Annotated in this window: 19 protein-coding genes; 9 read left to right on the top strand and 10 right to left on the bottom strand. The window is 68.6% G+C overall.

Features of this window, described 5'->3' with window-relative positions; all coding sequences use genetic code 11:
• The first annotated feature begins 20 nt into the window (after positions 1–20).
• Together FSZ13_RS06730 and FSZ13_RS06735 are read left to right on the top strand one after the other, a co-directional pair.
• Positions 21–2,750 carry a bifunctional acetate--CoA ligase family protein/GNAT family N-acetyltransferase gene (locus FSZ13_RS06730; RefSeq protein WP_145478701.1) on the top strand — a complete coding sequence of 910 codons (2,730 nt, stop codon included), beginning with the start codon at positions 21–23 and terminating at the stop codon, positions 2,748–2,750.
• 78 nt (positions 2,751–2,828) lie between these two features.
• The gene (locus FSZ13_RS06735; protein ID WP_145478702.1) at positions 2,829–3,533 is read left to right on the top strand and encodes an alpha/beta fold hydrolase; all 705 of its coding nucleotides are present in this window, start codon (positions 2,829–2,831) and stop codon (positions 3,531–3,533) included.
• 175 nt (positions 3,534–3,708) lie between these two features.
• On the opposite strand, the gene dkgB is transcribed toward FSZ13_RS06735, so the two are convergent.
• Together dkgB and FSZ13_RS06745 are read right to left on the bottom strand one after the other, a co-directional pair.
• Positions 3,709–4,512, bottom strand: a complete 804-nt coding sequence (dkgB, locus tag FSZ13_RS06740; RefSeq protein WP_145478704.1) for a 2,5-didehydrogluconate reductase DkgB — start codon at positions 4,510–4,512, stop codon at positions 3,709–3,711.
• Between the two features lie 87 nt (positions 4,513–4,599).
• Positions 4,600–5,814: an MFS transporter gene (locus tag FSZ13_RS06745; protein ID WP_145478706.1), complete on the bottom strand. Its 1,215-nt coding sequence runs from the start codon at positions 5,812–5,814 to the stop codon at positions 4,600–4,602.
• 127 nt (positions 5,815–5,941) lie between these two features.
• On the opposite strand from FSZ13_RS06745, the gene FSZ13_RS06750 reads away from it, so the two are divergent.
• The 3 genes from FSZ13_RS06750 to FSZ13_RS06760 all read left to right on the top strand — a co-directional run bounded on the left by FSZ13_RS06750 (position 5,942) and on the right by FSZ13_RS06760 (position 8,340).
• Positions 5,942–6,844: a LysR family transcriptional regulator gene (locus tag FSZ13_RS06750; RefSeq protein WP_145478708.1), complete on the top strand. Its 903-nt coding sequence runs from the start codon at positions 5,942–5,944 to the stop codon at positions 6,842–6,844.
• 142 nt (positions 6,845–6,986) lie between these two features.
• The gene (locus tag FSZ13_RS06755) at positions 6,987–7,439 is read left to right on the top strand and encodes an Rrf2 family transcriptional regulator (protein ID WP_145478709.1); all 453 of its coding nucleotides are present in this window, start codon (positions 6,987–6,989) and stop codon (positions 7,437–7,439) included.
• Positions 7,429–8,340, top strand: a complete 912-nt coding sequence (locus tag FSZ13_RS06760; RefSeq protein ID WP_145478711.1) for an NAD(P)/FAD-dependent oxidoreductase — start codon at positions 7,429–7,431, stop codon at positions 8,338–8,340. Before FSZ13_RS06755 ends, FSZ13_RS06760 begins: the two co-directional genes overlap by 11 nt.
• A 111-nt stretch (positions 8,341–8,451) precedes the next feature.
• On the opposite strand, the gene FSZ13_RS06765 is transcribed toward FSZ13_RS06760, so the two are convergent.
• Positions 8,452–9,405 carry an aldo/keto reductase gene (locus tag FSZ13_RS06765; protein ID WP_145478712.1) on the bottom strand — a complete coding sequence of 318 codons (954 nt, stop codon included), beginning with the start codon at positions 9,403–9,405 and terminating at the stop codon, positions 8,452–8,454.
• A 173-nt stretch (positions 9,406–9,578) separates the two neighbouring features.
• Between FSZ13_RS06765 and FSZ13_RS06770 the strand changes: the two genes are divergently transcribed.
• Positions 9,579–10,430: a class I SAM-dependent methyltransferase gene (locus FSZ13_RS06770; protein ID WP_145478715.1), complete on the top strand. Its 852-nt coding sequence runs from the start codon at positions 9,579–9,581 to the stop codon at positions 10,428–10,430.
• A 358-nt stretch (positions 10,431–10,788) separates the two neighbouring features.
• Entirely contained in the window at positions 10,789–11,328 is a 540-nt protein-coding gene (locus FSZ13_RS06780) for a pseudouridine synthase (protein ID WP_145478718.1), read from the top strand.
• A 55-nt stretch (positions 11,329–11,383) separates the two neighbouring features.
• Here FSZ13_RS06780 and FSZ13_RS06785 read toward each other — a convergent pair whose 3' ends face one another.
• Both FSZ13_RS06785 and hrpB read right to left on the bottom strand, forming a co-directional pair.
• Positions 11,384–11,773: a hypothetical protein gene (locus FSZ13_RS06785; RefSeq protein WP_145478720.1), complete on the bottom strand. Its 390-nt coding sequence runs from the start codon at positions 11,771–11,773 to the stop codon at positions 11,384–11,386.
• Positions 11,774–11,980: 207 nt separating this feature from the next.
• Positions 11,981–14,485, bottom strand: a complete 2,505-nt coding sequence (gene hrpB, locus FSZ13_RS06790; RefSeq protein WP_145478722.1) for an ATP-dependent helicase HrpB — start codon at positions 14,483–14,485, stop codon at positions 11,981–11,983.
• Between the two features lie 93 nt (positions 14,486–14,578).
• On the opposite strand from hrpB, the gene FSZ13_RS06795 reads away from it, so the two are divergent.
• Entirely contained in the window at positions 14,579–15,394 is an 816-nt protein-coding gene (locus FSZ13_RS06795; protein ID WP_145478724.1) for a TatD family hydrolase, read from the top strand.
• 277 nt (positions 15,395–15,671) lie between these two features.
• Here the strand turns inward: FSZ13_RS06795 and FSZ13_RS06800 are convergent, their stop codons facing one another.
• The 5 genes from FSZ13_RS06800 to FSZ13_RS06820 form a co-directional block, all read right to left on the bottom strand.
• A complete protein-coding gene (locus FSZ13_RS06800; protein ID WP_145478726.1) occupies positions 15,672–16,580 on the bottom strand; it encodes an epimerase in 909 nt (302 codons plus the stop codon).
• A complete protein-coding gene (panE, locus tag FSZ13_RS06805) occupies positions 16,577–17,515 on the bottom strand; it encodes a 2-dehydropantoate 2-reductase (RefSeq protein ID WP_145478728.1) in 939 nt (312 codons plus the stop codon). Before panE ends, FSZ13_RS06800 begins: the two co-directional genes overlap by 4 nt.
• 84 nt (positions 17,516–17,599) lie before the next feature.
• Positions 17,600–18,037 (bottom strand): hypothetical protein, encoded by a 438-nt coding sequence (locus FSZ13_RS06810; RefSeq protein WP_145478730.1) that lies wholly within the window; start codon positions 18,035–18,037, stop codon positions 17,600–17,602.
• Between the two features lie 234 nt (positions 18,038–18,271).
• Positions 18,272–19,072 (bottom strand): ABC transporter permease, encoded by an 801-nt coding sequence (locus FSZ13_RS06815; RefSeq protein WP_145478732.1) that lies wholly within the window; start codon positions 19,070–19,072, stop codon positions 18,272–18,274.
• Positions 19,069–20,028, bottom strand: coding sequence for an ABC transporter ATP-binding protein (locus FSZ13_RS06820; protein WP_145478734.1), 960 nt, complete (start codon positions 20,026–20,028; stop codon positions 19,069–19,071). Before FSZ13_RS06820 ends, FSZ13_RS06815 begins: the two co-directional genes overlap by 4 nt.
• A gap of 105 nt (positions 20,029–20,133) precedes the next feature.
• Here FSZ13_RS06820 and FSZ13_RS06825 point away from each other — a divergent pair, with 105 nt between their 5' ends.
• The gene (locus tag FSZ13_RS06825) at positions 20,134–20,883 is read left to right on the top strand and encodes a ferredoxin--NADP reductase (protein WP_145478735.1); all 750 of its coding nucleotides are present in this window, start codon (positions 20,134–20,136) and stop codon (positions 20,881–20,883) included.
• Positions 20,884–20,978: the final 95 nt, after the last annotated feature.

Here is a 20,978-nt window from a genome sequence, read left to right on the forward strand (position 1 = left end):
CCCGGTGACAGTTCGACCCGATGAGCATCTACCACCTGCAATCCGTGTTCCGCCCGCAATCGGTGGCCGTCGTCGGCGGCAGCCCGCGCGAGCGCTCCGCCGGCCGCGCGGTGATGCGCAACCTGCGCGCCACCGGCTTTCCCGGCAAGGTCGCCTGGATCAACCCGCGCTACGGCGAGATCGACGGCATCAGCACGGTCAAGCGGCTCAAGGACCTGGACTGGGTGCCCGAGCTGGTCGTCATCACCGCGCCGGCCAGCATCGTGCCGCAGGTGGTCGCCACCGCCGCCGAGCGCGGCGTGGCGGCCGCCATCATCCTCACCGCCAACCTCGGCCAGGGCCCAGGCTCGCTTGCCGAACAGGTCGAAGCCGCCGCGCGCCCCAAGGGCCTGCGCATCCTCGGTCCGCACTGCCTGGGCGTGATCGCGCCGCACGCCCGCCTCAACGCCAGCATCGCCGCGCATTTCCCGCAGGCCGGCGACCTGGCGCTGATCTCCGAATCCAGCGCGATTGCCGCGGCGCTGGTGGAGTGGGGCGTGGCACGCTCAGTCGGCTTTTCCGCCGTGGTCTCGCTCGGCGACGCACTCGACGTCGACTTCGGCGACCTGCTCGACTACTTCGCCACCGACTACCGCACCCGCGCGATCCTGCTCTACGTCGAACACATCCGCGACGCGCGCAAGTTCATGTCGGCCGCGCGCGCCGCCGCCCGCGCCAAACCGGTGGTGGTGGTCAAGTCCGGTCGCCACATCCGCATCGATCCGGACGGCGACACCCACGTGCAGGCGCTGGCCAGCTCCGACGCGGTGTATGGCGCTGCCTTCAACCGCGCCGGCCTGCTGCGGGTGAGCGCGCTGGACGAACTGTTCACCGCCGCCGAAACCCTGGGCCGGCTGGGCACCTTCCCCGGCCGGCGGCTGGCCATCCTCAGCAACGGTGGCGGGGTGGGGCGCCTGGCCGTGGACCAGCTGCTGGCGCTGCGCGGCAGCCTGGCCGAGCTCTCGCCCGGCACCATCGCCGAACTCGACGGCGTGCTGCCCGAGGGCTGGTCACGCAGCAACCCGGTCGACATCGTGGTCGACGCGGACGGCGATCGCTACGCGGCCGCCATCGATGCGCTGATGTCCGACCCCGGCAACGATGCGGTGCTGGTCGTCAACGTGCCCACCGCCTTCACTTCCTCGGCCGACGCGGCGCAGGCACTCACCCGCACGCTGGGCCTGCGTCCGCGCCACCACCGCGACAAGCCGGTGTTCGCGGTGTGGCTGGGCAACGACGACCGCGCCACCGCCACCCTCAACGCCGCGCGCGTGCCCACCTATCCGACCGAAGCCGAAGCCGTGCGCGGCTTCCAGCACCTGGTGCGCTACCGCGACGCGCAGGCCGCGCTGATGGAGACCCCGCCCAGCCTGCCGCAGGATTTCGTGGTCGATACCGCCGCCGCGCGCGCCATCGTCGACGCCGCGCTGGCGGCCGGCCAGCAGTGGCTGGACCCCATCGCCACCTACCAGCTGCTGACCGCCTACGGCATTCCGTCGGCGCCGGTGATGCAGGCGCGCGATGCGCATGAGGCCATGGACCTGGCCCAGCCGCTGCTGGAGCAGGGCGCCACGGTGGCGGTGAAGGTGTTCTCGGCCGACATTCCGCACAAGTCCGATGTCGATGGCGTGCGCCTGAACCTGGGCACGCTGCAGGCGGTGCAGGCCGCCGCCAGTTCGATCCTGGCGCGTGCCCACGAACTGCGCCCGAACGCGCGCATCGACGGCGTGCTGGTGCAGCCCACCATCGTGCGGCCCAAGGCGCGCGAATTGATCGCCGGCATTGCCGACGATCCCACCTTCGGTCCGGTGGTGGTGTTCGGCCGCGGCGGCACCGCGGTGGAAGTGATCGACGACAAGGCGCTGGCGCTGCCGCCGCTGGACCTGCGCCTTGCCCACGAGCTGATCGGCCGCACCCGCGTTTCACGCATCCTCAAGGCCTATCGCGACGTCCCGGCCGCCGACGAGCGCGCGGTCGCGCTGATCCTGGTCAAGCTGGCCCAGCTGGCCGCCGACATTCCCGAAGTGCGCACGCTGGACATCAATCCGCTGCTGGCCGACCGCGACGGGGTGATCGCGCTGGACGCGCGCGTGGCGATCGCCCCCTCGCGCAAGCTGCACAAGGGCCGCGGTCATCCACGTTTCGCCGTGTTCCCGTACCCGAAGGAGTGGGAGCGTACCCTCACCCTGTCCGACGGCGCACCTGCGTTCGTGCGCCCGGTGCGGCCGGAGGATGATGCATTGTTCCGCGCCTTCTTCGCCCGCGTGACCGACGATGACCTGCGCCTGCGCTTCTTCCAGTCGGTGAAGCATTTCAGCCACGAGTTCATCGCCCGCCTGACCCAGCTCGACTATGCCCGCTCCATCGCCCTGGTCGCGATCGATCCACGCAGCGGCGACATGCTCGGCGCTGTGCGCCTGCATGCGGATGCCGACTACGACCGCGGCGAATACGGCATCCTGATCCGTTCCGATCTCAAGGGCCACGGCATCGGCTGGCGGTTGATGACCATCATGATCGAGTACGCCCAGTGGCTCGGGCTGAACATCGTCGAAGGCCAGGTACTGCGCGAGAACAGCACCATGCTGGCGATGTGCCAGAGCCTGGGGTTCAAGACCAGGCTCGATCCCGACGACCCCACGGTAATGGTGGTGACCCTGCCGGTGCAGAGCGTGCAGGTGCCCGAGCCGCCGGAGGGCGTGATGCATTGAGCCGCGCGGGGCGGCTGCTGCAACACACCGGGCCGCAGGCGGTACGCCACCGCCGCCGCTATCGCCGACAATGACCGGATGACTGAACGCATTCCCCTGCTGTTGCTGCCCGGCCTGCTCAACGATGCCGAGCTCTGGAGCGCGCAGAGTGCCGCGCTCTCCGACATCGCCGACTGCACGGTTGGCGACCAGACCCGGGGCGAGACGATGCAGGCCGTGGTCGAGGACGTGCTGGCCCAGGCGCCGCAGCGTTTCGCCCTGGCCGGCTTCTCGCTGGGCGGCTTCGTGGCCCAGCAGATCCTCCGGGTCGCGCCCGAACGCGTGCTGCGGCTGGCGCTGATCGATACCTCGATCCATGCCGACTCCCCGGAACGCGCCGCCCAGCGCCAGTCGCAGCGCGCCAGCGTGCGCCTGCCCGGCGCCTTCCATGGTTTCGGCGACAAGCTGATGCGCAGTTACATCGACGCCTCACGCCTGGACGACTACGTGCTGGTGCAGCGCGTGCGCGACATGACCGCGCGGCTGGGCGCCGAGGTGTTCCTGCGCCAGAGCGCCCTGGACCGCATCGACGGCCACGACGTACTGGCCAGCTACCGCGACCCGTTGCTGATCCTCTGCGGCGCCAACGACCGCATCACCCCGCTGGCGATCAGCGAGGAGATGCATGCCCTGGCGCCCGGCTCAACCCTGGTGGTGCTGCCCGATTGCGGCCACCTGGCGCCAATGGAAAAGCCCGAGGAGGTAAGCGCCGCCATGCGTGAGTGGTTATCGGCCGGCGGGTAGGGTCGCATTCCGATCGACCGCCGATAACGGTGCCACCTTCTGTCGTGGCATGACCTCCGTCGAAGAAGCGCTCTCCGGCAGAGGTCATGCGTTCGCCGCGCCGGTCAGCGTGGTCGGCGGTTGATCGGGATCCAACCCTACCCACCCAGGCGTCCGACCTTCACTGGGCGATCGATCAATCCCACGCCGGCGCGATGCCGTCCGGGTTCGCCAGGCGCTGCCCACGATCCAGCGTGGCGATCTGCGCCATGTCCTCATCGCTCAACCGCAGGTCCGCCGCCAGCAGGTTGCTGGCCAGGTTCTCGCGCTTGGTCGACGACGGAATCACCGCGAAGCCCTGCTGCAGGGCCCAAGCCAGCGCAACCTGTGCCGGGGTGGCACCGTGGCGTTCGGCAATGGCCTGGATCACCGGGTCCTTGAGCACCTCACCGTAGGCCAGGCTCATGTAGGCGGTCACGTGGATGCCCTGCTCGCGCAGGAACGCGATCAGCGCGCGGTTCTGCAGGTACGGATGCACCTCGATCTGGTTGGTGGCAATGGCATCGGCGCCCAGGATCGCGATCGCCTGGCGGGTCAGGTCGATGGTGAAGTTGGAAATGCCGATCTGCCGGGTGAGCCCTTCGGCCCTGGCCTGCGCCAGCGCGCCCAGGTATTCCTTCATCGGCACCGCATCGTTCGGCGACGGCCAATGGATCAGGGTCAGGTCCACGTGGTCGGTGCGCAGCTTGCGCAGGCTTTCGCGCAGGCTGTCGAGCAACGCATCGTGTTCGAAGCTGGCGATCCACACCTTGGTGGTGATGAACAGATCTTCGCGCGCCACGCCGGACTCGGCGATGGCCTGGCCAACCTCGGCCTCGTTGCCGTAGATCTGTGCGGTATCGATGGCGCGGTAACCCACGTCCAGTGCGTTGCGGACCGAATCGATGACGGTCTGGCCCTTCAGGCGGAACGTGCCCAGGCCGAATGCGGGAATGCTCATGGAAACTCCTTCAGTGGGGGAAAATAAAGACTACGCCTGGCACAGCCAACCTGATGTAGAGCCGACCGTCGGTCGGCTGCTCTCACCTCAGTGCGCGGCGACGGCGATGCCCTCGGCGCGTTCGGCAACACCGTCGCGCCTGTCCAGCCGCCCGCTCAGTACGGTCAATCCGAGCGCGCCCAGCACCACCAGCGCGCCGATCCACGGCGTGTGCATCAGGCCCAGGTGGTCCACCACCAGCCCGCCCAGCGAGGCACCCATCGCGATGCCCACGTTGAACGCGGCGATGTTCAGGCCCGAGGCCACGTCCGCTGCCTGCGGTGCAAAGCGCTGCGCCTGCTTGACCACATACACCTGCAGCCCCGGCACGTTGCCGAACGCCACCGCGCCCAGCGCCAGCACCGTCAGCAGCACCAGCCAGGTGTTGTAGGCGGTGAAGGTCAATGCGAACAGGACGAGCGCCAGCAGCCCGAAGATCAGCTTGAGCGCGGGAATCGGCCCACGGCGGTCGGCCAGGCGGCCGCCCCACAGGTTGCCGATCGCCACCGACACGCCGTACACCAGCAATACGCCGCTGACCGCATTGGCCGAGAAACCGGTGACGTCCTGCAGGATCGACGCCAGATAGGTGAACGACAGGAACGTGCCGCCATAGCCCAGCGCGGTGATCGCATACACCAGCAGCAGGCGCGGTTGCGCCAGCACCGCCAGCTGCTGGCCGAACGTGGCCGGCTCGCTGCGTTGCAGGTTGCGCGGCACGAACAGCAGGCTGCCCAGCAGCGCCACGACGCCCAGCGCGGCCACCGCCAGGAACGTCGCGCGCCAGCCCAGGTGCTGGCCGATGAAGGTGCCCAGCGGCACGCCGGTGACCAGTGCCACGGTCAGGCCGGTGAACATGATCGCGATCGCACTGGCGGCCTTCTCCTTGGGCACCACCGAGGTGGCGATGATCGAACCGATCGAGAAGAACACGCCATGCGCCAAGCCGGTGAGCACGCGGGCCACGATCAGCGAGCCGTAGCTGGGCGCCATCCAGGCAATCACGTTGCCCAGCGTGAACAGCACCATCAGCGCCACCAGCAGGGTCTTGCGCGGTACCCGTCCGGTCAATGCGGTCAGCACCGGCGCGCCCACCGCCACGCCCAGCGCGTACAGGGACACCAGCAGACCGGCCGAGGGCAGGGACACGCCCAGGTCGGCGGCGATGGTCGGGATCAGCCCGACGATGACGAATTCAGTGGTGCCGATGGCGTACGCGCCCAGCGTCAACGCCAACAAGGCCAAGGGAATGCCACGGGACATGAGGGTTACCGGTGGAGGGAAGAAGCTGCGCAGTCTGCGCCCGGCACTCTTGCCGAAAAACCGGTCTTCACGCCAATGACTATTGCCTGGTGATCAATAATGCTCACCCCATCCGCAAACGCCCGCCATGAAGACCACCCTGGATGAGATGCAGGCATTCATCGCCGTGATCGACAGCGGCTCGATCACCGCTGCGGCCGAGCAGCTGGGCCAGACCACCTCCGGGGTCAGTCGCGCGCTGGGCCGACTGGAAGACAAGCTCGGCACCACGCTGCTGACCCGCACCACCCGCCGCCTGCAGCTCACCGAAGAGGGCGATGCTTTCTTGGCCCAGGCCCGCGCCATCGTGGCGTCGGTGGAGGCGGCCGAAGAGCAGATCGCCGCGCGCCGCGAGCGGCCAGCCGGGCGCCTGCGCGTGGACGCGGCCACCCCCTTCGTGCTGCACGTGATCGCCCCGCAGGTGGCCAGCTACCGTGCGCGGTATCCGGAGGTGGATCTGGAGATCAACAGCAGCGAGCGCTACATCGACCTGCTCGAGCGCCGCACTGACGTGGCCATCCGCATCGGCCCACTCGCAGATTCGACCCTGCACGCGCGTCCGCTGGGCCACAGCCGCCTGCGCGTACTGGCCAGCCCGGCCTACCTGCAGCAGCACGGCACCCCGGCCAGCGTGGCCGACCTGCGCCAGCACAGCCTGCTGGGCTTCAACGAACCGGACTCGCTGAACCACTGGCCACTCCCTGGCGACACCGATGCGCTGCTGCACATCCAGCCGGCGGTGCGCGTGTCCAGCGGCGAAACCCTGCGCCGGCTGGCCCTGGAAGGGGCGGGGGTGGTCTGCCTGTCCGACTTCATGACCCACCGCGACCGCGACGCGGGCACGCTGGTGCAGCTGCTGCCGGAACGGACCGTCGAGGTCCGGCAGCCGATCCACGCCGTCTACTACCGGAACACTGCGGTCTCGGCACGGATCACCAGCTTCCTCGATCACCTGGCCCAGGCCATGACCGGCCAGGCGTTCCTGCGGTAATCCCGGCCGTCCATCACCGGCCCGGCCTCCCTACGGTAGCGCCGGCCGTTGGCCGGCCCATGCAAGCGTCTCACCGTTCAGGAGAGCCGGCCAACGGCCGGCGCTACCGGATTGTCGCCAGATATGTAACTATTGGTGTTACATGAAATCCAGCAACCAATTCTCCGACGCGCTCCACATCATGGCCCACCTGGTCGGGCAGGCCGGGCCGCGCACTTCCGAACAGCTCGCCACCTGCCTGCCGACCCACCCGGTGGTGATCCGCCGGCTGCTCGCGGCGCTGCACAAAGGGGGCCTGGTCCACACCGTGCGCGGACACGGCGGTGGCAGCCAGCTGGCGCGCGACCCGGCCACCATCAGCCTGCACGACGTCTACCTCGCCATCGGTTCGCCGGCACTGCTGCATACCGGCGCGCGCGAGAGCGGGCGCGGCTGCCCCGTGCAGCAGGTGGTCAACGCCGCCCTCGACGAGAGCTACCAGCAGGCCCAGACCCTGCTCGAGCAGCGCCTGCGCGCCACCACCCTGGCCACGCTCGGCGATGCCTTCGCCCAGCATCTGGCCCTGCATGCAACAGGAGTTGCCCATGACCTTTGACGTCGTAATCGTCGGCGGCAGTTTCGCCGGCCTGTCCGCTGCAATGATGCTGGCGCGTGCGCGCCGCAGCGTGCTGGTGATCGACAGCGGCCTGCCGCGCAACCGTTTTGCCGCGCATTCCCACGGCGTGCTGGGGGTGGACGGCATCGCCGGCGGCGACCTGCTGCGCCAGGCCAAGGCGCAGCTGCTGGATTACCCCAGCGTGCGCTGGGCCAGCGACACCGCCATGGAGGCGCGGGCAACGGTCGACGGCTTCGCCGTGACCACCGCCGGCGGCGAGACCTGGGCGGCGCGCAAGCTGCTATTGGCCACCGGGATACGCGACGCACTGCCGGACCTGCCCGGGCTCGCCGAGCGGTGGGGCCACAGCGTGCTGCACTGCCCGTACTGCCACGGCTACGAGATCGGTGGCGGCGCGATCGGCCTGCTGGGTGGCCACGCGATGTCCGCGTTCATGGCCGGCCTGCTTGCCGATTGGGGCCAGGTCACGCTGTTCGCGCACGGGATGACCCTGGAGCCGGATGAGATCGCCACCCTGCAGCGACGCGGCGTGCAGATCGAAACCGAACAGGTGGTGGCGCTGGACGGTGACGCGCCGCAGTTGAGCGGTGCACGGCTCGCCGACGGTCGCCACATCGACCTGCGCGCGCTGTTCGTCACCACGCGCCAGCAGATGGGCTCGCCGCTGGTCGAGCAGTTGGGATGTGTCCTGGATGAAAGCCCGGTGGGCGTACTGGTGCGCGTGGACGCGCAGAAGCAGACCACGGTGCCCGGCGTATACGCCGCGGGCGACGCCACCGTCATGGGCAACATCACCCTGGCCAGCGCCGAAGGCGTGCGCGCCGGCGTCAGCATCCACCACGCACTCGTAGCCGAAGACGCCGCACCCAAAGCGGCGTAGAGCCGGGCTCTGCCCGGCTGGCCGGCCCGGCACCCCGTAGAGCCGGGCTCTGCCCGGCTGCTGCGCCCGGCACCGCGCAGCCACGCAGGGCGTGGCTCTACGCAGGCGGTTTCATTCGGCGCTGGCGGCGTTGAGCTGTTCGATGTCGTCCGCCGACAGCGCTACCTGCGCTGCCGCCAACACATCGTGCAGCTGCTCCACGCCGGTCGCGCTGACGATCGGGGCGGTAATCCCCGGTCGCGCGATCAACCACGCAATGGCCACCTGTGCCGCGGTTGCGTTGTGGCTGCCCGCCACATCATCCAGCGCCTCCAGAATGCGCATGCCGCGCGGGTTGACGTACTTCGCCACCACGCTGCTGCCACGCGCGCTGCTCTTGTCGGCATCCCCGGCGCTGCGGTACTTGCCGCTGAGGAAGCCGCTGGCCAGCGAGTAGTAGCTGATCACGCCCAGGTCATGCTCGCGCGCGACCGCTTCCAGCCCGCTCTCGTAACCGGCGCGGTCGTACAGGTTGTACTCCGGCTGCAGCGTCTCATAGCGCGGCAGCTTGTAATCGGCGGACACCTTGAGCGCGTCGCGCAGGCGTTCGGCGCTGTAATTGGACGCGCCGATCGCACGCACCTTGCCCTGTTCGATCAAGCGGCCGAACGCGGCCAGCGTGGTTTCCAGCGGCGTGGACTCATCATCCTCGTGCGCCTGGTACAGGTCGATCACATCGGTCTGCAGGCGCCGCAGCGAGTCCTCCACCGCCGCATTGATGTTGTCCGCGGACAGCCCGGGATGTTCGGCCCACTTTGCCACCTTGGTCGCCAACACTACTTTGTCGCGCTTGCCGCTGCGCTGGAACCAGCGGCCCAGGATCGTCTCCGATTCACCGCCCTGGTTGCCGGGCACCCAGGCCGAGTAGACATCGGCGGTATCGACCAGGCTGAAGCCCGCATCGACGAAGGCATCCAGCAACGCGAACGAGGTCTTCTCGTCCGCGCCCCAGCCGAAGACGTTGCCGCCGAACGCGATGGGAAGCACCTTCAGGCCGGAACGGCCGAGTTCACGGGGTGCGGTCATGGGCAATCCTCCAATCGAAAGCAATGTCACAGCATAAGTGCGTGTCGATGACACCGTTGCGGCGCGAGCCACAAAACAGCGTTCTGCTTCGCTGCATTGCAGTAACGTTTTGTGAACACCTTTGACATCGCGGCTGCTAGTCTCGCCGCATCCCGCCCACCGTAGGTGATCCGATGAAAGCCCGTTCGCTCAGCTGTGCCTGCCTGTTCACCGTTTCCACGCTGCTGCTTGCCGCGCCCGCCATGGCGATCAAGCCGGCCGGCCCCAATGCCCAGCCGGCCATCACCGCCGCGGTGCAGGCGGCCGTCGACGGCAAGGGCCGTACCCCGGAAAACGTGAAGCGCGATGCCTACCGCCACCCGGCGCAGACCCTGTCGTTCTTCGGCGTGGAACCGGGCAAGACCGTGGTGGAAATCACCCCGGGTGGTGGCTGGTACGCCGAAATCCTCGCCCCGCTGCTGCGTGACAAGGGCACCTATGTCGCCGCCGTGGTCGACCCGAAGGCCGTAGCCGAAGGCAGGGGCCGCGATTACCAGCAGCGCAGCCGCGACGGGCTGGAGAAGAAGTTCGCCGACAATCCGGCCCTGTACGACAAGGCGAAGGTCGTGGGCTATGACCCGAAGGCACCGGTCTTCGGCCCGGCCGGGTCGGCCGACGTCGTGCTGACCTTCCGCAACGTGCACAACTGGCGCAGCGCCAACCAGGCCGAAGGCATGTTCAAGGGCTTCTACAACGTGCTCAAGCCCGGTGGCGTGCTCGGCGTGGTCGAACACCGCGCCAAGGGCGACGTCGCGGCGGATGACAAGAGTGGCTACGTGGGCCAGGCCCAGGTGATCGCGATGGCCGAAGCCGCCGGTTTCAAGCTGGCCGGCAGCAGCGAGATCAATGCCAACCCGCGCGATACCAAGGACTACCCGAACGGCGTGTGGACCCTGCCGCCGACCAACCAGCACGAACCCGGCGATGCCGGGAAGTACAAGGCCATCGGCGAAAGCGACCGCATGACCCTGCGCTTCGTGAAGTAATGCGGGGCGCTGTCCGGCAACGGTGAGGCCGGCGCACGACCAACGGTCGTGCGCTACCGGTCGGAACCGGCGCAGCCCACCGGATCTGGATTGTTGGAGCCAACCGGGTCGGGACCATTGCATCCAACCCGGTCGGGACCGTTGCATCCAACCCGATCGGGACCGTTGCATCCAACCGGGCCGGGACCGTTGCATCCAACCGGGTCGGGACCGTTGCATCCAACCGGGTCGGGACCGTTGCATCCAACCCGGTCGCGACCGGCGGGACCCGCCCGGTAGGTACCGACCGTTGGTCGGTACGAAGGCAACCGAAGCCACGGAATGGGACAATGCCACCTCGCCACCCACGTCCCGCACCATGCTCATCGCCCTCAACAAGCCCTTCAACGTGCTGTGCCAGTTCACCGACAGCAGCCAGCCGCCACGCGCGACGCTGGCCGGGTTCGGCCTGCCGCCTGGCGTATATGCGGCCGGGCGGCTGGACTACGACAGCGAAGGCCTGCTGCTGCTGACCGATGACGGCCCCCTGGCCCACCGTCTCACCGATCCGCGCCACAAGGAAGACAAGACCTATTGGGTGCAGGTCGAGGGCACGCCCAGCGACGACCAGTTGCAGGCACTGCGCAGCGGCGTGCAGTTGAACGACGGGCCGACGTTGCCAGCAGGCGTGCAGCACCTGGATCCACCCGAGCTCTGGCCACGCACCCCACCGGTACGCTTCCGCAAGACCGTGCCCGACGCTTGGCTGGCGATCACCCTGCGCGAAGGCCGCAACCGCCAGGTGCGGCGCATGACCGCAGCGGTGGGCCTGCCCACGCTGCGCCTGGTCCGGGTCGCGATGGGCCCACATCGCCTCGACGGCCTGCAGCCCGGCGAATGGCGCCGGATCGACGCCTGAAAAAAAAACCGCCGGACAATGCCGGCGGTTTTTTACCTGCAACACGCCAGAAAAATCAGGCGTCGCTGCCGATGTCGCTATGTTCGTCAACCACGGTGCTGGTGCGGCGGTTGCGCGCGCTGATGCGCTCGGCCTGCCCATTCACCACGCTGCCGTTGGCCAGCTTCTTCTTCTGCTGCTTGCGATACAGCGCGTAGCCCAGCAGGCCCACGCCGACCGCCGCCACTGCGATGGTTGCTGCCGGGTTGCGGCGCACGGCCTTGGCCGCCACCTTGCTGCCGGTCTTCACCGCGCCGAGCGCCGCACCGGTCTTGAGCCAGTCGGTCGCCTGCGGGCCGAAGTGGCGCAGGTTGGTGCCGGCATGCTTCAGGCCATCGCCAGCGCTGCTGGCCAGATCCAGTGCACGCTCCAGGGCGCGGTCGGTAATAACGGTCAGTCTGCTCATGGGGGGTCCTTTTGCCTCGGTTCGAAATCCAGTGTCACCCGGGGGCCGTGTAGGGCGTGTTATCCAGCGCCCACGGTCCGGTCACGACGATAACCAATGTGCAGGATCGATTCAGCCAGCCACCAGCAACGCCCCGGGTAGAGCCACGCCCTGCGTGGCTGAGCTGCCGAACGCAGCCGACATCGCGCAGCCACGCAGGGCGTGGCTCTACGTGCCTCGTGGCTTGGCGCGGTGGGTGGCGTTGGCCGTCCACGGATCGTCCGGCCATGGGTGCCTGGGGTAGCGCCCCTTCATTTCCTTTTTGACCTCGGCATACGTGTTCGCCCAGAAGTTGCGCAGGTCCTGGGTGACCTGCAGCGGGCGGCCGCCGGGGGACAGCAGGTGCAGGGTAAGCGGCACGCGGCCATCCGCAATGCGCGGTGTATCGGCCAGCCCGAACAGCTCCTGCAGCTTCACCGCCAGCACCGGCGGCTGTGGCGTGCTGCCATCGGCCTCCAGCGCGTAGTGGATCGCACGCTCCATGCCCGACGGCACCGCCATCCGCACCGGCGCATGCCGGTCGATCGCCTGCCGCTGCGCCCACGGCACCGGCGATTTCAGCGCTTCGCCCAAGGCCGACTCGTCCAGCGCATCCAGCCGGGTCCTGCCATTGAACGCCGGGGTCAGCCATGTCGGCAACGACGCCATCAGCGCGGCGTCGGACACATCCGGCACCTCCAGCTCCGGCATCCACGCACGCAGCGCCAGCGCCCGCGCCTGCCACTGGCGCAGCCCCTCGGTCCACGGCAGAGCCTCCAGCCCCAGCTCCCGCACCGCCTCGGTCAGCGCCTGCGCCGCCTGCGCCGGATCCACGCGGCCGGCAGAGCGGCTGTCCAGCACGATGCGGTCGAAGCGGCTCTCGCGGCGCGCCACCAGCGCGCGTTTGTCCGCATCCCAGCGCACCACGTCCTGCTGCTGGAAACGGTCCGGGAAATCGCGCCGCAGCCGGCTCTCGTCCACCGGCGCGGCGCGCAGCAGCAGCGCATCGCGCGCCTCATAGCGCAGCTCAACCGCGACCAGCCAGGGCTCGCCGCGCAGGTCGCTGGGGTCGAACAGGCGCGCGCTGCGTCCGTTCGCCAACAGATAGCGCAGTGGGTCGGTAGGGTGGCGCGCGGCAATCCGGTCGGGGAACGCGTGCGCCAGCAGGTCGCCCAGCTGATGCGCTTCCACCGACGAAGGCGGAGCCGCATCGCAGCGCAGGCGCCGCCGCCACTGCTTGCTGGCCGCATCGATCGCCGCCAGTGCCGCGCGGTTGGCATCGTGCGGGGCGCGCCCCTGCCGGAACGCGGCCAGCGCGCGCCAACGCGCGGCCAGCGCATCGCCGCCTTGGCGCAACGGGTCGCGTGCCTCCACCAGTGCTGCCAGGTCGCAGGCCAGCGCCTGCTCGGCACCGCCGTCGGCGGCCAGTAGCATCGCCGCCAGGCGCGGGTGCGTGCCCAGCGCCAGCATGCGCCGGCCCAGCGGGGTCAGCGCACCGCTGTCGCCCAGCGCGCCCAGCCGTTGCAGCAGCTCGCGTGCCGCAGCCAGCGCGCCCACCGGCGGCGCGTCCACGAAGCGCAGGTCGTCGCTGCCCCAAGCGGCCAGTTCCAGCGCCAGCGAGGCCAGCTCCACCTGCGCCATCTCCGGCCGGCGCTGTGCCTCCAGCCGCTGCGACTGCGGCCACAGCCGCCACGCCCAGCCCTCGGCCACGCGCCCGGCACGGCCGGCGCGCTGGTCGGCCGAGGCCTGCGCGATGCTCACCACGTCCAACCGCGCAAAGCCGCTGTTGGGGTCGTAGCGCGGCTCGCGCGCCAGCCCGGCGTCGATCACCACCCGCACGCCGGGCAGGGTGACCGAGGACTCGGCCACGTTGGTGGCCAGCACCACCCGGCGCTTTCCCTGCGGGTCGGGCTGCAGCACGCGTGACTGCTGCTCCACCGGCAGCTCGCCGTGCAGCGGCAGCACCTGCACATCGGCCGGCAGCGCCTGCTCCAGTGCGGCCTGGGTACGGTTGATCTCGCGCTGGCCGGGCAGGAACACCAGGATGTCGCCGGGGTGTCCGGCCAGCGCCTGCTCCACCGCCCGCCGCGCCTGCGCCTCCAGCGATTCCTCGCGGCGCGCCGGAAAGTGGCTGATCGCCACCGGGAAACTGCGGCCTTCGCTGCTCAGTCGTGGCGCGTCCAGGAACTGCGCCAGCCGCTCGCCGTCCAGCGTAGCCGACATCACCACGATGCGCAGGTCCTCGCGCAGCTGCGCCTGCACGTCCAGCGCCAGCGCCAGGCCCAGGTCGGCGGACAGGTGGCGTTCGTGGAATTCATCGAACAGCAGCGCGCCCACGCCTTCCAGCATGGGGTCGTCCTGCAGCATGCGGGTCAGGATGCCTTCGGTCACCACCTCCACCCGGGTCCGCGCCGACACCTTGTTTTCGAAACGGATCCGGTAGCCGACCGTGTCACCGACCTCTTCGCCCAGCTGCCGCGCCATGAACTGCGCGGCGCTGCGTGCGGCCACGCGGCGCGGTTCCAGCATCAGGATCTTGCGGCCCTGCAGCCATGGCGCGTCCAGCAGCGCCAGCGGCACCTGGGTGGTCTTGCCGGCGCCGGGTGGCGCTTCCAGCACCAGCCGCGGATGCGTGGCCAGGTGTGCGGCGATCTGCGGCAGCAGCGGGGAAATGGGGAAAATCGGCGTGCTCATGCGGCAAGGATACGGGCCACGGCCAGGCACAGCGAGCGGCCGCGCGCGGACGGCACGTTACAATGGCCAGGTTAACCGTCCTGTAGCTGCCCCATGCACCTGATCGATATCGGCGCCAACCTCACCCACGACTCCTTCGACCGCGACCGCGACGCCGTGCTCGCGCGCGCGCGCGACGCTGGCGTGGTGCAGATGGTGCTGACCGGCGCCAGCCGCGAGCATTCGCCGCTGGCACTGGAACTGGCGCGCCAGCATCCCGGCTTCCTGTACGCCACTGCCGGCGTGCACCCGCACCACGCGGTGGAATACACCGACGAATGCGACGCCGAAATGCGCGCGCTGCATGCGCATGCCGAAGTGGTGGCGGTGGGCGAGTGCGGGCTGGATTACTTCCGCGACTTCGCTCCGCGCCCGGCCCAGCACCGCGCCTTCGAGCGCCAGCTGCAGCTGGCCAGCGACGTGCGCGGCAGCGATGGCGAACGCAAGCCGCTGTTCCTGCACCAGCGCGACGCGCATGCCGACTTCATGGCGCAGATGAAGAACTTCGACGGCCGCATCGGCGCAGCCGTCGTGCATTGCTTCACCGGCGAGCGCCAGGAGCTGTTCGACTACCTGGACCAGGACTGGTACATCGGCATCACCGGCTGGCTCTGCGACGAGCGCCGTGGCGCCCACCTGCGCGAACTGGTGAAGCACATTCCGGCCGAGCGGTTGATGATTGAAACCGACGCCCCGTACCTGCTGCCGCGCTCGCTGAAGCCGATGCCGAAGGATCGCCGCAACGAACCGATGTACCTCAAGCACATCGTCGAAGAGCTGGCACGGGATCGGGGCGAAGACGTGGAAACCACGGCAGCAAATGCAACAGCGGCAACGCGGACGTTCTTCCGCCTTCCGGCCGCGGGATGACGGGTGTGTCGCCTGGGTTTCGCGTCCCGGCCGCGGGATGACGGGTGTGTCGCCTGGGTTTCGCGTCCCGGCCGCGGGATGACGGGGTGTCGCCTTGGTCCCGCGTCCCGGTCGCGGAATGACGGACGTGTTGCCTTGGTAGGGTCGCATCCCGATCGACCGCCGATAACGGTGATCAACTCGATGGCGGCATGACCTGGAACGAAGGCGTCTCTCCGGCGGGCGCAATGCGTCAATGCACCGTTCAACGTTATCGGCGGTCGTCTGTCGACCGACCCTACCGCAGGGCGTCCTGCAGTCCTTCGCGGTACGTGTTGAACCTCGGTGCCCACGCCAATGCTTTGCGCGCCGCGCTGCTGTCGATCCGCTTGTTGCTGGCGTAGAAGCGCCGCAATGCGGGTGAAACATCGGGCGCATCCCACGCCTGCGCTGCCGGCATCGGCAACCCACTCAACCCCGCTGCATAGGCCAGCACGTCCTGCGGCGGCGCCGGCTCGTCATCGGCCAGCAGATACAGTGCGTCGGGCGCGGACAGCCGCATCGCCGCCACCACCGCGGTGGCCAGATCCTCCACATGCAGCCGGTTGAACACCAGGCCCGGCCGCAGCACATGCCGCGCACGACCTTCCGCCAGCTGCACCAGCGCATTGCGTCCGCGACCGTATATCCCCGGCAGGCGGAACACGGCCGACGCCACGTTGATCTCATTCGCGAACGCCCGCCACTGCCGTTCCGCCAGCAGGCGCCGCTGGGCGGTGGCATCCACGGCATCGGCCGCAGAGGTCTCGTCGACCCAGCAACCTGCGCGGTCGGCATACACGGCGGTGGAGGAGAGGTACCCGACCCAGCGCAGTGCAGGGCTTGCGCGCAGCTCCTCCGCCAACAACCGCAGCGCAGGATCACCGGCATCATCCGGCGGCAGCGTACACAGCACCGCCTCCGCAGCACGGATCGCGTCCCGCAACGTAGTGCCGGGCTCTGCCCGGCAAAGCCCTTCACCGTCCCCGGGCGCACCTGCCACCCACCGATGGCGAATCAACCCATCCTCCGGCGCTGCCCCGGGATCGCGGACCGTCCCACTGCACGCCACGCCGTGCGATTGCAGCAACCGGGCGACGTGCCGGCCGCTGTACCCCAATCCCAGCACCAGCACGCGTGCCGGTAGCGCGCCGCTCGTCACGCTCATCCCGCGCGCTGGCGCTGATAGGCCTGCAGGTGCGCGTACGCCACCGCCAGCAGCGGCGCTGTCTGGCCCGCCGCGCGCGCCCGCGCCAGCATGTCGCCGACGATCTGCTCGGCCTCCACCTGCTGGCCGGCTTCCAGATCGCGCAGCATCGACGCCTTCAGTGCCGATCCTTCCTGGGTGAGGGCGCCTAGCGCAATCGCGCGCGCCTTCTCCGGAATCGCCTCGCCCGCGGCTTCGGCCACCGCCAGGCATTCGTCGTACAGCCCCCGCAGCGCCGCCGCTCCATCATCGGTGGCCACGATCGTGCCCACATCCGCGCGCATCAGGCAGGTCGCCGCGGCCAGCGCGGTCAGGAACGTGTACTTGATCCACTGCTCCTGCCCGATCGCATCGCTGGCCACATGGTCCACCCCGGCCTGCACGCAGGCTGCTGCCAGAGCCAGCACGCGCGCACTGTTGCCGGGCGTATCGCGCTCGCCGAAGGTCAGCTTGGCGGCGGGCGCCAGATGCAGCACCGCACCGTCATCGGCCTTGGTCGCACTGATGAAGCACAGCCCGCCCAGCACCGCATCGCGGCCGAAACGGGCGTCCAGCGCCGCGTAATGGTGCAGGCCATTGAGGATCGGCAGCACCGTCGTGCGCGACGACACCGCCGGCGCAATCGCCTCGATGGAGCTGTCCAGGTCGTAGGCCTTGCAGCTGAGGATCACCAGGTCGAACGGCTGCTCCGCCGCCAGCGCAGGCAGCGCATCGGCGGTGACGTGGGCTGCCGGAAAGGTCGCATCGCCCAACGGGCTGCGGATGACCAGCCCATCGCGATCCAGCTGCGCGGCGCGGGCAGGGCGGACCAGGAAGGTGACGTCCACGCCCGCCTGGGCCAGGCGGCCGCCGAAGTAACCGCCGGTGCCACCGGCGCCGAGAATCAGTATGCGCATGAAAAACAGGTCGACAGGGTAGGGAAGCACCACCTTACCCCAAGCAGTGGCGCCTGTTTGCACAGGCACCACCGAGTGCGGACGTCAGTTGATTGCGCCGATGAACGCCTGGTCCTGGATGATAAGTTCTGCGTTGTGTTTGATCGTCTCATTGAGCGAGGCAAACACGTTGACGAACTTGCTGGTGTTGCGTTTGGTTTCCTTGACCTGGTCGTAGACCACCTTGCCATCCTTGTCCTTGACGACGTAGCGGATGCGCAGTGTCCAATCCACGCTGTAGCCCAGGTCGTCGATCAGGAATTCCTGGATCTGTCCGCTGAGCGCGTCGGCTTGCCCATCCATGGTGATACCCACCAAGCGCAGCTCGGAGAAGACGGCATCGCGCAGGATCACATCCACGTTGCGTTCGAACAGTACATCACCCATGGCCGTGTTACGGACCTGGTTCGGCTTGATCTCACCGCCCTTGGCCGGCAGGTATTCGAACGTGGTGACATTGACCTTGCCATGGGCCGACAACACCGAGCTGGGCGCGTAGTTGAGCGGAATGGGCTTGGTGGAACAGCCCGCAAGCGCGAGCAGGGCAAGTGCGAGACCGATGCATCCGAACGTATTCCGTGTGTTGCTAGAAACCATCCTGGTATCCCCTGTGGAGTGCTACACGAATAAAACCCGCCCCTGGCTTGGCCGGGGACGGGTTCGTTTGGGTGACGCCGACGTATTAAACGGTGGCCGGAGCCGCCGATCAAGAGGGGGTCAGCTGCGCATGCCAACGCCACGCTTGAGCAGCCACAGCGCCAGCGCGGTCAGTACCACCACGAAGCCGATCATCAGCGCATACGCCACCCACAGCGGCACGTCGCTGGTGCCCAGCAGGCCGTAGCGGAAGGCATTGACCATGTAGAAGATCGGGTTCGCGTGCGTGGCCGCTTCGGCCCACGTCGGCAGCAGCTTCACCGAATAGAACACGCCGCCCAGGTAGGTCAGCGGGGTCAGGATGAAGGTCGGCACGATCGCCACGTCATCGAACTTCTTGGCGTACACCGCATTGATGAACCCGGCCAGCGAGAAGATCGTCGCGCCCAGCAGCACCGTGGTCAGCGTCACCAGCGGGTGCGGAATGCGCACCGGGGTGAAGAACATGGCGATGATCAGCACGATGATGCCCACCATCAAGCCGCGCAGCACCGCACCGGCCACGTAGCCCCACAGGATCACCCAGTTCGGCATCGGGCTCACCAGCAGCTCTTCCACGTGGCGACCGAACTTCGCGCCGAAGAACGACGAACTGATGTTGCCGTAGCTGTTCTGGATCACGCTCATCATCACCAGTCCGGGCACGATGAACTGCATGTAGCTGTAGCCGCCCATCTCGCCCACGCGCGAGCCGATCAGCCCGCCGAAGATCAGGAAGTACAGCGTCATCGTGATCGCCGGCGGTACCAGCGTCTGCCCCCAGATGCGCAGGATGCGCGCTACTTCGCGGCGCACGATCGTCATCAGCGCGATCCGGTTGCGTTGGCCGTCGGTCAGGACCGGGGTCGGGGTGCTGCTCATGCCGCATTCTCCTGGTTGCCGGTGAGGCGCACGAACAGCTCCTCCAGGCGGTTGCTCTTGGTCCGCATCGAACGCACCCGGATCCCGGCCGCGTTCAGCGCCGCGAACACCCGGTTGAGGTCCATCGCGCGCGGCATGTCCACGTCCAGCGTGTGCCCGTCGATGGCGGTGATGGTGGTGCCTTCGATCACCGGCAGCTGCGCCGGCAGCTCACCGTCGATATCGAACAGGAACCCTTCCACGTCCAGCTTGGCCAGCAGCTCGCGCATCGGCCCCTGGGTCACGATCTGGCCGTGGTTGATGATGGCCAGGTTCCGGCACAGGTGCTCGGCTTCTTCCAGGTAGTGCGTGGTCAGGATAATCGTGGTGCCGGCCGCGTTGATCTCCTTCAGCACCCGCCACATGTCGCGGCGGATCTCGATGTCCACGCCGGCGGTGGGCTCGTCCAGGATCAGCAGGCGCGGGCGGGTCATCATCGCCCGGGCGATCATCAGCCGGCGCTTCATGCCGCCGGACAGCGTGCGGCTCATCACCTGCGCCTTTTCCCACAGGTGGGCGCGCTTGAGCTCCTCTTCGGCCATCTTCTCGGCCTCCGGGCGGGCCACACCGTAGAAGCCGGCGTAGTTGACCAGGATGTCGAAGGGCTTCTCGAACAGGTTGAAGTTGATCTCCTGGGGGACCAGGCCGATCAGGCGCATGGTGGCGCTGCGGTTGCGCACCAGGTCGCTGCCGAACACCTCGACCTGGCCCTCGCTCAGGTTCACCAGCGAGCTGATGATGCCGATCAGGGTGGACTTGCCGGCGCCGTTGGGGCCCAGCAGCGCGAAGAAATCGCCCGGGGCAACGTCCAGCGAAACCCCTTTGAGGGCCTGGGTGCCGTTGTCATAGGTCTTGCGGAGGTCGCGCACCCGCAGGGCGGGGGCGGTACTGGTCGCGGGGGAGGTCTGGGATGCCAAGCTCTTGCCTTCGCGCCCAAGGGTCGGCGCTGGATAGGGGCGGGGGAGCGGCTATTATAGGAGGCCCCGAGGGTTTGCCCCGGCTACACACTGTTTCCCAAATTCGTGCCTGTTCAATTCCCCCTCAAGCTGATCGACCGGCGCATGCTGGCCCCCACCGTCGGCCACTACCAGTTCCTGCGTGATGACGGCCAACCGCTGGATTTCCAGCCCGGACAGTTCATCCAGGTCCATTTCGAGTACGCCGACGGCACTGCCACCAAGCGCAGCTACTCGCTGGCTACCCTTCACGACCACGCCATGGCGCCCGGCGAAGCCGTTGATATTGCAGTCAGTTTCGTGCCCGGCGGGGCCGCCACTGCCCTGTTCGAGGGCCTGGACATCGGCGGCCACGTGACCGCCAGCGGCCCGTTCGGCCGGTTCTGCCTGATGCCGGGCGACCACAACGCCCGCTACCTGCTCATCGCCACCGGCACCGGGGTCACCCCGTACCGCTCCATGCTGCCGCTGCTGGCCACCGCCATGGCCGAGCGCGGGGTGGAGGCGGTGCTGCTGCAGGGCGCCCGCACCGCGGAAGAGCTGCTCTACAGCGACGACTTCTACGCCTTCGCCGCCGCCCACCCGGGCTTCCGCTACGTGCCGTGCCTGTCCCGCGAGCTGCCCGCCAACCCGCACCCGGACGTCCGCCACGGCTACGTGCAGCAGCACCTGGCCGAATTCGCCCCGAACCCGGCCACCGACATCGCCTACCTGTGCGGCAACCCGGACATGGTCGACGCGACCTTCGAGGCACTAAAGGAAGCAGGCCTGCCGACCCCGCAGGTGCGGCGCGAGAAGTACGTAAGCAGCAAGTAACCCGGCGCCCCCGCGTAGTGCCGGGCTCTGCCCGGCAACCTCACAGACCCCGTAGTGCCGGGCTCTGCCCGGCAGACAGTGCCGCACCAGGCTCG

The sequence above is a fragment of the Stenotrophomonas rhizophila genome (assembly GCF_007667275.1).
GTDB classification, from domain to species: Bacteria; Pseudomonadota; Gammaproteobacteria; order Xanthomonadales; family Xanthomonadaceae; genus Stenotrophomonas; species Stenotrophomonas maltophilia_AE.

Coding starts and splice junctions, on each gene's coding strand:
- panE (WP_145478728.1), bottom strand. CDS start 17,515: ATGCGCATACTGATTCTCGGCGCCGGTGGCACCGGCGGTTACTTCGGC.
- FSZ13_RS06755 (WP_145478709.1), top strand. CDS start 6,987: ATGAAATCCAGCAACCAATTCTCCGACGCGCTCCACATCATGGCCCAC.
- FSZ13_RS06745 (WP_145478706.1), bottom strand. CDS start 5,814: ATGTCCCGTGGCATTCCCTTGGCCTTGTTGGCGTTGACGCTGGGCGCG.
- FSZ13_RS06800 (WP_145478726.1), bottom strand. CDS start 16,580: ATGAGCGTGACGAGCGGCGCGCTACCGGCACGCGTGCTGGTGCTGGGA.
- FSZ13_RS06815 (WP_145478732.1), bottom strand. CDS start 19,072: ATGAGCAGCACCCCGACCCCGGTCCTGACCGACGGCCAACGCAACCGG.
- FSZ13_RS06730 (WP_145478701.1), top strand. CDS start 21: ATGAGCATCTACCACCTGCAATCCGTGTTCCGCCCGCAATCGGTGGCC.
- FSZ13_RS06750 (WP_145478708.1), top strand. CDS start 5,942: ATGAAGACCACCCTGGATGAGATGCAGGCATTCATCGCCGTGATCGAC.
- FSZ13_RS06770 (WP_145478715.1), top strand. CDS start 9,579: ATGAAAGCCCGTTCGCTCAGCTGTGCCTGCCTGTTCACCGTTTCCACG.
- FSZ13_RS06765 (WP_145478712.1), bottom strand. CDS start 9,405: ATGACCGCACCCCGTGAACTCGGCCGTTCCGGCCTGAAGGTGCTTCCC.
- FSZ13_RS06795 (WP_145478724.1), top strand. CDS start 14,579: ATGCACCTGATCGATATCGGCGCCAACCTCACCCACGACTCCTTCGAC.
- hrpB (WP_145478722.1), bottom strand. CDS start 14,485: ATGAGCACGCCGATTTTCCCCATTTCCCCGCTGCTGCCGCAGATCGCC.
- dkgB (WP_145478704.1), bottom strand. CDS start 4,512: ATGAGCATTCCCGCATTCGGCCTGGGCACGTTCCGCCTGAAGGGCCAG.
- FSZ13_RS06760 (WP_145478711.1), top strand. CDS start 7,429: ATGACCTTTGACGTCGTAATCGTCGGCGGCAGTTTCGCCGGCCTGTCC.
- FSZ13_RS06735 (WP_145478702.1), top strand. CDS start 2,829: ATGACTGAACGCATTCCCCTGCTGTTGCTGCCCGGCCTGCTCAACGAT.
- FSZ13_RS06780 (WP_145478718.1), top strand. CDS start 10,789: ATGCTCATCGCCCTCAACAAGCCCTTCAACGTGCTGTGCCAGTTCACC.
- FSZ13_RS06785 (WP_145478720.1), bottom strand. CDS start 11,773: ATGAGCAGACTGACCGTTATTACCGACCGCGCCCTGGAGCGTGCACTG.